Origin of the sequence: Streptomyces sp. NPDC005722 (assembly GCF_040630935.1) — a bacterium.
Classification (GTDB): Bacteria; Actinomycetota; Actinomycetes; order Streptomycetales; family Streptomycetaceae; genus Actinacidiphila.
On sequence record NZ_JBEXYN010000067.1, the window covers coordinates 1 to 12936 of the forward strand.

Annotated in this window: 14 protein-coding genes; 12 read left to right on the top strand and 2 right to left on the bottom strand. The window is 75.1% G+C overall.

What is annotated here, in order from left to right; genetic code table 11:
* Positions 1-776 precede the first annotated feature (776 nt).
* The 6 genes from ABZ479_RS38910 (at position 777) to ABZ479_RS38935 (ending at position 6812) form a co-directional block, all read left to right on the top strand.
* Positions 777-2249 carry an NAD(P)H-hydrate dehydratase gene (locus ABZ479_RS38910; RefSeq protein WP_500465988.1) on the top strand — a complete coding sequence of 491 codons (1473 nt, stop codon included), beginning with the start codon at positions 777-779 and terminating at the stop codon, positions 2247-2249.
* An 80-nt stretch (positions 2250-2329) separates the two neighbouring features.
* A complete protein-coding gene (locus tag ABZ479_RS38915; protein ID WP_500465989.1) occupies positions 2330-3496 on the top strand; it encodes a L,D-transpeptidase in 1167 nt (388 codons plus the stop codon).
* A gap of 35 nt (positions 3497-3531) precedes the next feature.
* Entirely contained in the window at positions 3532-4668 is a 1137-nt protein-coding gene (alr, locus tag ABZ479_RS38920) for an alanine racemase (RefSeq protein WP_500465990.1), read from the top strand.
* 32 nt (positions 4669-4700) lie between these two features.
* Positions 4701-5981, top strand: coding sequence for an alpha/beta fold hydrolase (locus ABZ479_RS38925; protein WP_500465991.1), 1281 nt, complete (start codon positions 4701-4703; stop codon positions 5979-5981).
* An 11-nt stretch (positions 5982-5992) separates the two neighbouring features.
* Positions 5993-6517 (top strand): tRNA (adenosine(37)-N6)-threonylcarbamoyltransferase complex ATPase subunit type 1 TsaE, encoded by a 525-nt coding sequence (gene tsaE, locus ABZ479_RS38930; RefSeq protein WP_499606477.1) that lies wholly within the window; start codon positions 5993-5995, stop codon positions 6515-6517.
* A gap of 124 nt (positions 6518-6641) precedes the next feature.
* Positions 6642-6812, top strand: a complete 171-nt coding sequence (locus tag ABZ479_RS38935) for a hypothetical protein (protein WP_500465992.1) — start codon at positions 6642-6644, stop codon at positions 6810-6812.
* A 122-nt stretch (positions 6813-6934) separates the two neighbouring features.
* On the opposite strand, the gene ABZ479_RS38940 is transcribed toward ABZ479_RS38935, so the two are convergent.
* Entirely contained in the window at positions 6935-7477 is a 543-nt protein-coding gene (locus ABZ479_RS38940; protein ID WP_500465993.1) for a hypothetical protein, read from the bottom strand.
* A 164-nt stretch (positions 7478-7641) separates the two neighbouring features.
* Between ABZ479_RS38940 and tsaB the strand changes: the two genes are divergently transcribed.
* The 5 genes from tsaB to ABZ479_RS38965 all read left to right on the top strand — a co-directional run bounded on the left by tsaB (position 7642) and on the right by ABZ479_RS38965 (position 10952).
* A complete protein-coding gene (gene tsaB, locus ABZ479_RS38945) occupies positions 7642-8295 on the top strand; it encodes a tRNA (adenosine(37)-N6)-threonylcarbamoyltransferase complex dimerization subunit type 1 TsaB (RefSeq protein ID WP_499606480.1) in 654 nt (217 codons plus the stop codon).
* Between the two features lie 8 nt (positions 8296-8303).
* The gene (gene rimI / locus ABZ479_RS38950) at positions 8304-8807 is read left to right on the top strand and encodes a ribosomal protein S18-alanine N-acetyltransferase (protein WP_500466009.1); all 504 of its coding nucleotides are present in this window, start codon (positions 8304-8306) and stop codon (positions 8805-8807) included.
* Positions 8800-9903, top strand: coding sequence for a tRNA (adenosine(37)-N6)-threonylcarbamoyltransferase complex transferase subunit TsaD (tsaD, locus tag ABZ479_RS38955; RefSeq protein ID WP_500465994.1), 1104 nt, complete (start codon positions 8800-8802; stop codon positions 9901-9903). Before rimI ends, tsaD begins: the two co-directional genes overlap by 8 nt.
* Complete coding sequence (locus tag ABZ479_RS38960) at positions 9900-10160, top strand: hypothetical protein (protein WP_499606482.1); 261 nt, start codon at positions 9900-9902, stop codon at positions 10158-10160. Before tsaD ends, ABZ479_RS38960 begins: the two co-directional genes overlap by 4 nt.
* 138 nt (positions 10161-10298) lie before the next feature.
* Positions 10299-10952 (top strand): HAD family hydrolase, encoded by a 654-nt coding sequence (locus ABZ479_RS38965; RefSeq protein WP_500465995.1) that lies wholly within the window; start codon positions 10299-10301, stop codon positions 10950-10952.
* 6 nt (positions 10953-10958) lie between these two features.
* On the opposite strand, the gene ABZ479_RS38970 is transcribed toward ABZ479_RS38965, so the two are convergent.
* The gene (locus tag ABZ479_RS38970; protein WP_500465996.1) at positions 10959-12143 is read right to left on the bottom strand and encodes a class I SAM-dependent methyltransferase; all 1185 of its coding nucleotides are present in this window, start codon (positions 12141-12143) and stop codon (positions 10959-10961) included.
* A gap of 415 nt (positions 12144-12558) precedes the next feature.
* Here ABZ479_RS38970 and groES point away from each other — a divergent pair, with 415 nt between their 5' ends.
* Complete coding sequence (gene groES, locus ABZ479_RS38975; protein ID WP_018562788.1) at positions 12559-12867, top strand: co-chaperone GroES; 309 nt, start codon at positions 12559-12561, stop codon at positions 12865-12867.
* Positions 12868-12936 lie beyond the last annotated feature (69 nt).

Sequence of the window (12936 nt, forward strand, 5' to 3'; positions counted from 1 at the left end):
GGTTGCTCGGCTGTCGCGCCGTCTCGCGCCCTTCGGGCGCACAGCGGCGGGCTGCGGGTGGGAGGGTGGCGGTCCGGGGCCGGTCGGCAGTCTGCGGGTGGGTGGGCGGCTGGGGTTCAGGCGCCGGAGCGGGGTGCCTCTCCCTCGGCGGAGGTCTCGTTGCCGTCCGCGGGTGCAGATGGCCGGTGACCACGCCAACTATCCGTGGGTGGCGCGCCCGCCGTAACCCGCGTCTGCGGGTGCTTCCCCGATCCGACATCGGGCTCTGTTCCGACGTATATACCGCTGAAAGCGGGCCCGATCTCGCCCAGCTCAAAGATCGGGCTCTGTTTCGACGGCTATGACGCTGAAAGCGGGCCCGATCTCCCGCCGACCGCCCTGCAGCACCCCGAAGCACCCGCAGTCGCGGGTTACGGCGGGCGCGCCCAGCACCGGCAGTAGGCGTGGAAGCGGCCATCTATACCCGCGGACGGCAACGAGACCGGCACCGCCGGAGCGGAGACCCGCTCCGGCGCCTGAACCCCGGCCACCCACCCACCCGCACACTGCCGACAAAGCGGGCCCCCCACCCTCCCCTCCGCAGCCGGCGCTGTGCGCCCGCAGGGCGCGAGACGAACCCGCACCCACCCACCGGCGCGACCCCCTCCGCCCGTCCCCGCCCGGGTCGACCGGAACCGCCGCTGGGGCGAGGAGGCGAACGACCCCCGCAGCGACCACGACGTACCCGCGCGCCCGGACGGCGCGCAACCACGGCCCCGCGGTGGGAACATGGCCGCATGCGGGTGGCGTACAGCGTGGAGACCGTACGGGCGGCGGAACGGGCGCTCATGGCGCGGGTTCCGGACGGGGCCCTGATGCAACGGGCGGCAGCCGGACTCGCGGCGGCGTGCGTGAACGCGCTCCGCGCCGGGGGCGGGGTCTACGCGGCCCGCGTCGTCGTGCTGACCGGGAGCGGGGACAACGGCGGTGACGCCCTGTACGCCGGGGCCCGCCTGGCGCGGCGCGGGGCGGCGGTGACCGCCGTACTGCTGGCGCCGCAGAAGGCGCACCGCGGGGGCCTGGCGGCCCTGCGTGCCGCGGGCGGCCGGGCGGTCGCCCCGGACGACGTGGACGCGGTGGCGCTGGTCGACCGGGCCGACCTCGTGCTGGACGGCATCGTGGGCATCGGCGGCAAGGGCGGTCTGCGCCCGGAGGCTGTGCCGGTGGCGGAGGCCGCGCGGGCGTCCCGGGCGGTCGTGGTCGCCGTGGACCTGCCCAGTGGCGTCGACGCGGACACCGGTGAGGTCCGGGGCGCGGCGGTGCACGCCGACATGACGGTGACGTTCGGCACGTACAAGCCGGGCCTGCTCGTGGACCCCGCCGCCGGGCACGCCGGCGCCCTGCGCCTGGTCGACATCGGCCTCGGCCCCTTCCTGGACGGCACCCCGCCCGATCTGGAGGCGCTGCAGCACGCGGACGTCGCCGCCCTGCTGCCGGCCCCCGACGCGGAGAGCGACAAGTACCGGCGCGGGGTGGTCGGCGTCGTCGCGGGCTCCGAGCGCTACCCCGGCGCGGCCGTGCTCGCGGTGGCGGGGGCGCTGCGCGCGGGCGCGGGGGCGGTGCGGTACGTGGGCCCGGGGGCGCGGGCCGTGCTGGCGCGCTTCCCGGAGACGCTGGTGTCGGCGGGTCCCCCGCACAAGGCCGGCCGGGTGCAGGCCTGGGTGGTGGGCCCGGGGCTGGGCGACGGGCCGGAGGCGCGGCGCTCGGTGGACGACGTACTCGCCTCGGACGTGCCCGTGCTCGTCGACGCGGACGGTCTGCGGCTGCTGGACCGCGCCGTCGTGCGCTCCCGCACCGCGGGCACCGTGCTGACCCCGCACGCGGGGGAGGCGGCGGCGCTGCTGGGCGTCGCCCGCGAGGAGGTGGAGGCGGCGCGGCTGGACCATGTGAGGCGCCTTGCCGAGGCGTTCGGCGCGACGGCGCTGCTGAAGGGCTCCACGACGCTCGTGGCGTCCCCGGAGGTGGGGGTGCCGGTCCGGGTCAACCCCACGGGGACGTCCTGGCTGGCGACGGCCGGCAGCGGTGACGTGCTCTCGGGGATCACGGGGTCCCTGCTGGCCGCAGGCCTCGCCCCGCGCGACGCGGCCACCGTCGGCGCCTATCTGCACGGCCTGTCGGCGCGGGTCGCCGCGGGCCCGGTGGGCGCGCCGATCGCCGCGCACGACGTGGCGGCCGCCCTTCCCGGCGCCTGGCGCGACATCAGGTCCTGAGCCACGGTCAACTGGGCGAAACGGGTGGAGTCCGCCGACGCGGCGTTCTGCGGGGCGGCCGCAGGTCAATTTGTGTGTTCATGGGAATGTATGCCAGGAGCAGGGCCCGGCTGCTCGTCGCGGCGGTGATCGCCCTGGCGGCACTCGGTACGCACACGACGGCCGCCGCGGACGACGACTGGCCGGTGCCGGTCGACCGCCTCGTCCCCGGGGTCCCCTTCGGCCCCGAGGCCTCCCGGCAGGTCGACACCCCGGACCAGGGCGCCCCACCGCGCCGGATCGGCATGTCGCCCACCGAGCCCGTGCGCAGCGCCGTGCCCGCGGAGGACCAGGACGACGACTGGGTGGACCCGCAACTGGTGGAGTTCGTGCCGGCCGAGGACACCGAGCGGGCCCGGAAGTTCCAGGAGGAACGGGCTGCGCGGGAGCGGGAACGGGAGCAGAACCAGGAGCGGGAGCAGAACCAGAACCAGGATCAGCAGCAGGACCAGGAGACGTACGACGACGTGGACGAGGGCGGCTACCCCGGGGACGGGGAGGAGGCCGGCGACGACGGCGGGAGCGCGGAAAACCCCGAGACCGCGGAGAACCCGCAGAACCCGCAGAACCCGGAGAACCCGCAGAACCAGGAGCCCCCGGAGAGCGACGAGTACTGCACCTCCTTCAGCGGGCCCTACCAGCGCGAGGTGGAGAAGCGGCTGCGGCTGCGCGTGAACGGCAAGCAGTCCGAAGCCGACTGCGCGGAGATCCGCCGCTACCAGAAGTCCAAGGGCATCGTCCCCGCCAGCGGCTTCGCCGGTCCCACCACCTGGGGCCACCTCCGTCTCGACGAGGCCACCAGGAAGGGCCCGAACGCCTCCCGCCGGTGCCCGGCCCCTGCCCGGGGCAAGAAGATCGTCTGCATCGACCTCAACCGCCAGCTGCTGTGGGTGCAGAGCAGCAGCACCAAGGTCGTCTTCGGCCCGGTAGCCATCCGCAGCGGCCGCAAGGGCTACCTCACCCGTACCGGCCGCTTCACCGTCTACTGGCGCCACAAGAACCACGTCTCCGACATCTACGACGCGCCGATGCCGTACAGCCAGTTCTTCAGCGGCGGCCAGGCGATGCACGCCACTCCCGGGAGCGTCTACAAGGCCCCGGGATCGCACGGCTGCATCAACCTCTCCAACCGCAACGCGCGCCTGCTGTGGGACGCCGTGAAGATCCAGGAGGCGGTGTACGTGTGGGGCGCCAAACCCGCCGTGTGACGGCGGCACAGGCCCGGCCTGAGACACTGGGCGCGATGGAAGAGACGAATTTGCGCGCCCAGGTCACGATCGACCTCGCCGCCCTGCGGTCCAACGTCGCGGCGCTGCGCGCCCGCGCGCCCCGCTCCGGGCTGATGGCCGTGGTCAAGGCGGACGCCTACGGCCACGGGTTGGTGCCGTGCGCCCGGGCCGCCCTCGAGGCGGGTGCCGGCTGGCTCGGTACGGCCACGCCCGAGGAGGCGCTGGCGCTGCGCGCGGCCGGGATCACGGCCCCGGTGCTGTGCTGGCTGTGGACGCCGGGCGGCCCCTGGCGGGCGGCCGTCGAGGCGGACGTCGATGTGACGGTCAGCGCGCTGTGGGCGCTGCGCGAGGTCTCGGAGGCCGCCGCGGCCGCGGGCCGCACCGCGCGCGTCCAGCTGAAGGCGGACACGGGCCTGGGCCGCAACGGCGCCCAGCCCTCGGAGTGGCCCGACCTGGTCGCCGCCGCCCGGGCCGCCGAGGCCGAAGGACTGGTCAAGGTCACCGGGCTGTGGTCGCACTTCGCCTGCGCGGACGAGCCCGGTCACCCCTCCATCGCGGCGCAGCTCGCCGTCTTCCGCACCGCCCTGGAGACCGCCGAGCGGGCCGGACTGCGCCCGGAGGTCCGGCACATGGCGAACTCCCCGGCCACCCTGACCCTGCCCGAGGCGCACTTCGACCTGATCCGGCCCGGTGTCGCGGTGTACGGCATCTCGCCGGTCCCGCAGGTGGGCGGCCCGGCCGACTTCGGGCTGCGGCCGGTGATGACGCTGTCGGCGCGGCTGGCCTCGGCCAAGCGCGTCCCCGGCGGCCACGGGGTCTCGTACGGGCACCACTACACGACGCCCGGCGAGACCACCCTCGCGCTGGTGCCCGTCGGGTACGCCGACGGCGTCCCGCGGCACGCCTCGGGCACCGGCCCGGTGCTGGTGGCGGGCAAGTGGCGGACGGTCGCCGGGCGGGTGGCGATGGACCAGTTCGTGGTCGACCTCGGGGGCGACCGCGCCGACGCCGGGGACGAGGCGGTACTGTTCGGCCCCGGTGACCGCGGTGAGCCGACCGCCGAGGACTGGGCGCGGGCGGCGGGCACCATCGCGTACGAGATCGTCACTCGGATCGGGTCCCGGGTGCCGCGCGTCTACGTGGGTACGTAAACGCGTAGCCGAGGGGAAGCAGCGGTACGACCATGACCGAGAGCGGTAGGGCAACGGGGGCGATGGAGGCGGTGGCCGGAGCGGCCGCCGCTTCCGGTCGCTGGCAGCGCGCGGGGATCGTCGGCGCGGCCATCGGCGTCGTGGCGGCGGGCGCCGCCGCGGGCGTGGCGCTGGAACGGGCCACGGTGGGGCGGGGCATGCGCAAGCGTGCCAGGCTCGCCCTGGATCTGACCGGCCCCTACGGCTCGTTGCGCGGGATGCCGGGCCGCGCCGTCGCCGAGGACGGCACCGAGCTCTACTACGAGGTCGAGGAGGCGGACCCGGCGGCGCTCGACGCGGCCGCACCGCGTCGGCGCCGGCAGTTCTTCCGCCGGGCCGGCCAGGCGCCGCCGCTGACCGTGGTGTTCAGCCACGGCTACTGCCTCAACCAGGACTCCTGGCACTTCCAGCGCGCCGCGCTGCGCGGGTCGATACGCGCGGTCTACTGGGACCAGCGCAGCCACGGCCGCTCCGGGCGGGGCAAGGAGCAGGCGGCCGGCGGGGCCGCCACGATCGACCAGCTCGGCCGCGACCTGAAGGCGGTCGTCGACGCCGCCGCGCCGGAGGGCCCGCTGGTCCTCGTCGGGCACTCCATGGGGGGCATGACGGTCATGGCCTTCGCCGACCAGTTCCCCGAGGTGGTGGCCGAGCGGGTGGCCGGCTTCGCCTTCGTCGGCACGTCCTCCGGCAAGCTGGCCAGCGTGACGCTCGGTCTGCCGGCGGCGGGCGCGCGGGCGCTGCGGGCGCTGGCGCCGGGTGTCCTGCGGCTGCTGGGCACCCAGGTCGACCTGGTGGAGCGGGGACGCCGGGCGACGGCGGACCTCTTCGCCGGGATCATCAAGCGCTACTCCTTCGGCTCGGAGGTGGACCCGGGCGTCGCGCGCTTCGCCGAGCGGATGATCGAGTCGACCCCGATCGATGTCGTCGCCGAGTTCTACCCGGCCTTCACCGAGCACGAGAAGAGCGAGGCGCTGGACGTGCTGGACGGTCTGCCCGGGCTCGTACTGGCCGGGGACAAGGACCTGCTGACGCCCAGTGAGCACAGCCGGGCCATCGCCGAGCGCCTGCCGGACACCGAGCTGGTGGTGGTGCCCGGGGCCGGGCACCTGGTGATGCTGGAGCACCCCGAGCTGGTCAGCACGCACCTGGCCGCGTTGCTCGCCGAGGCGGCCGACGCCTCGCGCGCCCCGGTCCCGCAGGCGCTGCGCGCACTGGCCGTGCCGGCGCCCGCCGGTCCGGACAGGGCGGACCGGGTGGTCTCCGGCGGCGCGTAGCATTCGGGCACATGGGCATGGAAGCCATCGGCATGGAAGCGATCCGGGTCACGGTCAAGACCCCCGACCAGATGCGCGAGCTGGGGCGCCGTCTCGCGCCGCTGCTGCGCGCCGGCGACCTCGTCGTCCTCAGCGGTGACCTGGGCGCCGGCAAGACCACGCTGACCCGCGGCCTCGGCGAGGGTCTGGGCGTCCGGGGCGCGGTGACGTCGCCGACCTTCGTGATCGCGCGGGTGCACCCCTCGCTGGGCGGCGGCCCGGCCCTGGTGCACGTGGACGCGTACCGGCTGACCGGCGGTCTCGACGAGATGGAGGACCTGGACCTCGACGTCTCGCTGCCGGAGTCGGTGGTCGTGGTCGAGTGGGGCGAGGGCAGGGTCGAGGAGCTCTCGGACGACCGGCTGCAGCTGGTGATCCACCGCGCGGTGGGCGAGGTCGCCGCGGACGGGCAGGAGGACCACGACGTGCGCGAGGTCGTCGTCACCGGGGTCGGCGCGCGCTGGGCCGGCGAGGACCTGGCGGGGCTCGGCGTCTGAGCGCGTAACCGTTCCGACAAGGTGTCGGGAAGATGTTGCGTACGGCACGTCCTCCGTGTTCTGCTGGAGTCCAGGAGCTGGTTAGGGCTGCCTAACCCGACCCCGTCGGACCCAGGAGGCATCCATGTCGGCCCACACGGCCCCGGAGCCGGAGCAGGGTTACTCGATGCAGGCGCTGCTCGCGGCCTCCGCGGCGGCGAACGCGGTGTGCACCCCGCCGGGGGAGCACGAGGAGCCGGAACCGGACGCGGCGCAGGACGAGCCCACGACGCGGCCCGAGGCGGACGCGGCGTAGTCCCCGTCAGCCGCCGCCGGGGCGCCCCGGGACCGGACCGCCGCGCCTCGCGCGGAGGGCGCCGGTGCCGTGTGGCGGGTGCGCCGTGAGGGCACCGGGGGCGTTCACTCGTCCGGGGGAAATCAGCGGACGACGACGATCTTGCTGCCGATGGTTGCGAACTTCCACAGCGCGGCCCCGTCCTTCCGCTTCTCGCGGATGCCGCCCGTGTGCTGGCCCGGGGGCGGGGCGTCCGGCAGGGAGCCGTCCTTCGCCGCGCTGAAGCCGATCACCACGCTGTCCACGGTCGTGAACCGCACCACGTTCTCCACGGCCACCCCGTCGCCGCCCACGCCCGTGGCGCTGCGGGAGGCCACGGCGTAGGTGCCGGGGGCGGGGTCGACCGTGCCGGGGACGACCGTGTAGGTGGTGCGCGCCTTCCCGTCCTCGCCGACCAGCCACACGCGGTCCGAGCGGAGCGAGTAGACGACGCGGGTGCCGCTGCCGGAGCCGGCGGGGAGCTCGTCCCGCCGCTCCGGTGAGGGCGAGGCGGAGGCCACGGCGGTGGTGCCGGGTTCCGCGGCGTCCACGGGACGGACGCCCTTGGGCATCTCGTCGGCGGAGCTGGAGGCCTGGACGGCGAGCACGCCGACGGCGGCCAGGGCGGCTGCGGTCAGTCCGGTCACGATCGTCCCTGAACCGATCCTTGCCACGGCTTTCCTCCGGAGGTGGGCGTCACGCTGGGTTGACGTTAGCAGCCGTGCCGCACGGCGAAGGGAGCGCCGTCCCGGGGGCCCGCGGAGCCCCCGTCCTGGCAGGGCCACCCCGGTGAACGCCGTAGGCTGAACGCGTGCTGCTGCTTGCCTTCGATACCGCAACCCCCGCCGTGACGGTCGCCCTGCACGACGGCCGGCGCGTGCTCGCAGAGTCGACGGAGATCGACGCGCGACGGCACGGGGAACTCCTGATGCCCGCCGTGGACCGTGTGCTGCGGGAGGCCGGGACCGGCCTCGGCGACGTGACCGGGATCGTGGTCGGGGTCGGCCCCGGCCCCTACACGGGGCTGCGCGTCGGACTCGTGACCGCGGTCTCCTTCGCCGACGTCCTCGGCGTCCCCGTGCACGGGATCTGCACCCTCGACGGGCTGGCGTACGCCGCCGGGATCGAGGGCCCGTTCCTCGTGGCGACGGACGCCCGCCGCAAGGAGGTCTACTGGGCCCGGTACGAGGGCCCGCGGGCCCGGGTGACCGACCCGGCCGTGGACCGTCCCGGGGACATCGCGGCCGAGGTCGCCGGGGTGCCCGCGGTCGGCGCGGGCGCCGCCCTCTACCCCGGGGTCTTCACCGACGTCCGTCCGCCCGCCGACCAGTCCGCCGCCGCGCTGGCCGCGCTCGCCGCCGTGAAGCTGGCGGACGGCGAGGACTTCCTCCCCGCGCTGCCGCTCTACCTGCGCCGCCCGGACGCCCAGGTGCCGGCCGGCTACAAGGCGGTCCTGCCGAAGTGACCGCCGTGATGCGCGAGATGCGCTGGTGGGACCTGGACCCGGTGATGGAGCTCGAACGCCGGCTCTTCCCGGACGACGCGTGGTCGCGCGGCATGTTCTGGTCCGAACTGGCCGACGCGCGGCACCCCTCGGCGACCCGGCACTACGTCGTGGCCGAGGACGGGGCCGGACGGATCGCCGGCTACGCGGGCCTGGCCGCCGTCGCCGGCACCGGGGACGTGCAGACCATCGCCGTCGCCGCCGACCACTGGGGCACCGGCCTCGGCGCACGGCTGCTCGGCGAACTGCTGCGGCAGGCCACCGCCTTCGAGTGCCACGAGGTGCTGCTGGAGGTACGCGTCGACAACGACCGCGCCCAGCGGCTCTACGCGCGCTTCGGCTTCGAGCCGATCGGGTTCCGGCGCGGCTACTACCAGCCGGGCAACGTCGACGCCCTCGTGATGCGGCTCGGCGAGCTGCCGGCCTCCCCTGACGTACCGGGACTACAAGGAACAGAGACCACCCATGGCTGACGAACCCCTTGTCCTCGGCATCGAGACGTCCTGCGACGAGACCGGTGTCGGCATCGTGCGCGGGCACACCCTGCTCGCCGACGCGATCGCGTCCAGCGTCGACGAGCACGCCCGCTTCGGCGGCGTCGTCCCCGAGGTCGCCAGCCGCGCGCACCTGGAGGCGATGGTCCCCACGATCCAGCGCGCCCTGAAGGAGGCCGGCGTCGCCGCCTCCGACCTCGACGGGATCGCCGTCACCGCGGGCCCCGGGCTCGCCGGCGCCCTGCTGGTCGGCGTGTCCGCGGCCAAGGCGTACGCCTACGCGCTCGGCAAGCCGCTGTACGGGGTCAACCACCTCGCCTCGCACATCTGCGTGGACCAGCTGGAGCACGGGCCGCTGCCCGAGCCGACGATGGCACTGCTGGTGTCCGGCGGCCACTCCTCGCTGCTGCTGGCCCCCGACATCACCGGTGACGTCCGCCCGCTGGGCTCCACCATCGACGACGCGGCGGGCGAGGCCTTCGACAAGGTCGCCCGCGTGCTGGGCCTCGGCTTCCCCGGCGGCCCCGCCATCGACCGCGTGGCCCGTGAGGGCGACCGGGACGCGATCCGCTTCCCCCGCGGCCTGACCGGCTCCCGCGACCCGCTCTACGACTTCTCCTTCTCCGGCCTGAAGACGGCCGTGGCGCGCTGGATCGAGTCCAAGCGCCGGGAGGGCGTGGACGTGCCGGTCGCGGACGTCTCCGCGTCCTTCCAGGAGGCCGTCGTCGACGTCCTCACCCGCAAGGCGATCCGGGCCTGCAAGGACAACGGCGTCGACCACCTGATGATCGGCGGCGGCGTCGCCGCCAACAGCCGGCTGCGCTCCCTGGCGCAGGAGCGCTGCGAGGACGCGGGGATCGTCCTGCGAGTGCCGCGGCCCAAGCTGTGCACCGACAACGGGGCCATGGTCGCGGCCCTCGGCGCGGAGATGGTGGCCCGCGGCAGGCCCTCGTCCACCTGGGACCTGCCGGCGGACTCCTCGCTGCAGGTCACGGACGTGTCCGTGCCCGGCCACACGCACGAGCACGCCCACGACCACGTCCACGAGCTCGCGAAGGACAACCTCTACTCGTGACCGTCGCCCTGATGTGGGAGGCCCGTGCCGTCGAGGGGCGCGGGCCGGAGCTGCTGGCGTGGGCCCGTGCCCGCCCGCTGTCGCCGGCCCCGCTGCGGCGGGAGACCTTCTCCGCCCCCCAGGACCGGGTGCTGGTCATCACCTGGTGGGACGCCCCGTACGACGCGGAGCTGCCCGAACTGCCCGAGCCGGACGGGGGGCTGGCCCGGCGGGCCGTCCACCGGTGGCGCTTCGAGTCGGTGGGGGAGGGGGCGTAGGTCCTGGCCGCGGGACGCCGGTCGTAGGATGTCTGCGGCGCCGAACGCGACCGGGCTTGTGCCGTGGCGCCCCCGAGCAGGCGTCCTGCCGGACGACCGGTGTCCGGGAGGCGTTCCCCCAGGTGGCGAGAAGACCCGATGACCGACCCCGGCTGTGCCGTCCTCTTCGACCTCGACGGCGTCCTCCTCGACAGCCGGCGGGCGATGCGCAGGGCGATCCTCGATGTCGCCCGCGCGGCCCTCGGCGAGCCCGTCGACGACAGCCGCCTGCCGGCCGGGCTCGACCACCTTCCCCACCACGAACTGCTGGCGCGGCTCGGCGTGACCGACGACGAGACCGTGTTCGGGGCGGCCTGGGAGGACGCGCTCACCCTCGCCACATGGGGTGCGTCCCCGTTCCCCGGCGCCGCCGGCGTGCTGCGCGACCTCGCGGCCTCCGGCGCGGCGACGGGGGTGGTGACCATGCAGCCGGCGAGCCGGGTGGCACGCCTCGTCCCCGCGGAGTTGTCCGCGCACTTCGGTGTGGTGGTCGGGTGGGGCGACGCGGCGCCCAAGCCCTCGGGGGAGGGCATCCTGCTCGCGCTGGACCGCCTCGGGGTGCCGCCGGAGCGCGCCTGCTTCGTGGGCGACAGCCCCTCCGACATGGCCGCCGCGGCGGCCGCGGGGGTCCCCTCGATCGGCGCGCTGTGGGGGTACACCGGGCCCGCCCTGGGCGACGCGGGGCCCACCGCCCTCGCCGGGGCCCTCACCGAGGTGCCGGGCGTCGCGAGGAGCCTCCTCGGGCGGCCGTGACCGGCGTCAGCCGCCGGTCCGGGCCGGGGCGCCCAGCAGCATGCTCGGGGCGCCCGCGACACGGGTCAGGAAGACCGTCGCCGCGTTCGGGCCCTGGGGCTTGACCCGGCGGCGCACCTCCTCCGGTTCGACGGCCGAGCCGCGCTTCTTGACGGTCAGCACGCCCACCTCGCGCTCGCGCAGCAGCGCCTTGAGTCGTTTGAGGTTGAAGGGCAGCACGTCGGTGATCTCGTAGGCGGTCGCCCAGGGCGTGGTGTGCGGCTCGTCCGAGGTGACGTACGCGATGGTCGCGTCGATAAGACCGCCGCCGACCCGCGCCGCCACGTCAGCCACCATGTGGGCCCGGATGACCGCGCCGTCCGGCTCGTACAGCCAGCGCCCCACGGGGCGCACCCGCGGGTCGGGCAGGCCGGCGGCGGGCAGCGAGGCGCCCGACGGCAGGAGGGTCGCCCGGCGGGCCCCCGGGGCCGTGCCGAACCACAGCACCGCCTCCTTCACGTCGCCGTGGTCGGAGACCCACTCCGCCTCGGCGTCCTCCGGCACGGCCTCGTGCGGGATGCCGGGTGCCACCTTCAGGGCGGCCAGCGGGGCCTTCCGGGCCGCCGCGACCGCCCACGACAGCGGCGGGGAGTACGCCTCGGGGTCGAAGATCCTGCCCCGCCCGCCGCGCCGGGCCGGGTCGGCGAAGACCGCGTCACAGCCGTCCACGGCGGTCTCCGTCACGTCGGCGCAGCGCACCTCGATCAGGTCGGACAGCCCCAGCGCCTCCGCGTTCGCCCGTGCCACCGCGCAGGTCAGCGGGGAGCGGTCGACCGCCAGCACCTCCACACCGGCGCGGGCCAGCGGGACGGCGTCGCCGCCGATGCCGCAGCACAGGTCGGCCAGCCGCCGCACCCCGAGCGCGGCGAACCGCTCGGCCCGGTGCCGGGCGACGGATGCCCGCGTCGACTGCTCGACCCCCTCGGGTGTGAAGTACATCCGGTACGCGTCCTCGCCGAACTTCGCCGCCGCCCGCTGCCGCAGCCGTGCCTGCGTCAGCGCGGCCGCCACCAGAACGGCGTCGTGCTCCCGCCGCAGCCGTGTCGCGGTCGCCAGTTCGGCGGCGGGGTCGTAGTCCCGCAGGGAGGCCAGCAGCAACTGGCCCTCGTCGGTCAGGAGGGCCGAGAACGCGTCAAGATCCACGCCGTCCATTGTCCCGCGGCGCCGGCGGGGTGAGCACGCGCCGGACGCCCCTGGGCAATCGGCGGAAGCGGGTTCCGGCTCCCGCTGTCGCGGCGCCCGTGACCGGTTCCGCGGCCGTTGCGTACGGCCGGCCGTACCCCCGGGCGCCGTCCGCCGCTCGGAGGCGCGCCGGGCCCGGAACCGCGGGCCGGAATCGTGGGGCCGGGCACGCCGTTCCACCAGGGGGAGGGCGGCTCGTACGGCGCGGCGTTGGCACTCCGCTTGACCGAGTGCTAAGCGCGTCATAATCTCGGACCTGGCACTCAGCCTTGCCGAGTGCCAGCACAAACGCGACAGGCAGGTCCGGCACCCGCGACGACGGGCCTACCAGGTCGCCACCCCAGACAGACACTCCCGTGAGCCCTTTGAAGGGGGAGGTCGGATCGTGACGACCGCCAGCACCAAGGTTGCCATCAAGCCGCTCGAGGACCGCATCGTGGTCCAGCCGCTGGATGCCGAGCAGACCACCGCCTCCGGCCTGGTCATCCCGGACACCGCCAAGGAGAAGCCCCAGGAGGGCGTCGTCCTGGCCGTGGGCCCGGGTCGCTTCGAGGACGGCAACCGCATCCCGCTCGACGTCAAGGTCGGCGACATCGTGCTGTACAGCAAGTACGGCGGCACCGAGGTCAAGTACAGCGGCGAGGAGTACCTCGTCCTCTCGGCTCGCGACGTCCTCGCGATCGTCGAGAAGTAGGACCGGCGCCGCGCGCAAGCGAGTAATGCCGTGACCACGCCCCGGGCACACCGAGTCCTCACGGACCGG

Excerpts from the sequence above, each read along its gene's own strand:
- ABZ479_RS38910 (WP_500465988.1), top strand. The coding sequence starts at position 777 with ATGCGGGTGGCGTACAGCGTGGAGACCGTACGGGCGGCGGAACGGGCG.
- ABZ479_RS38915 (WP_500465989.1), top strand. The coding sequence starts at position 2,330 with ATGGGAATGTATGCCAGGAGCAGGGCCCGGCTGCTCGTCGCGGCGGTG.
- alr (WP_500465990.1), top strand. The coding sequence starts at position 3,532 with ATGGAAGAGACGAATTTGCGCGCCCAGGTCACGATCGACCTCGCCGCC.
- ABZ479_RS38925 (WP_500465991.1), top strand. The coding sequence starts at position 4,701 with ATGACCGAGAGCGGTAGGGCAACGGGGGCGATGGAGGCGGTGGCCGGA.
- tsaE (WP_499606477.1), top strand. The coding sequence starts at position 5,993 with ATGGGCATGGAAGCCATCGGCATGGAAGCGATCCGGGTCACGGTCAAG.
- ABZ479_RS38935 (WP_500465992.1), top strand. The coding sequence starts at position 6,642 with ATGTCGGCCCACACGGCCCCGGAGCCGGAGCAGGGTTACTCGATGCAG.
- rimI (WP_500466009.1), top strand. The coding sequence starts at position 8,304 with ATGCGCGAGATGCGCTGGTGGGACCTGGACCCGGTGATGGAGCTCGAA.
- tsaD (WP_500465994.1), top strand. The coding sequence starts at position 8,800 with ATGGCTGACGAACCCCTTGTCCTCGGCATCGAGACGTCCTGCGACGAG.
- ABZ479_RS38965 (WP_500465995.1), top strand. The coding sequence starts at position 10,299 with ATGACCGACCCCGGCTGTGCCGTCCTCTTCGACCTCGACGGCGTCCTC.
- ABZ479_RS38970 (WP_500465996.1), bottom strand. The coding sequence starts at position 12,143 with ATGGACGGCGTGGATCTTGACGCGTTCTCGGCCCTCCTGACCGACGAG.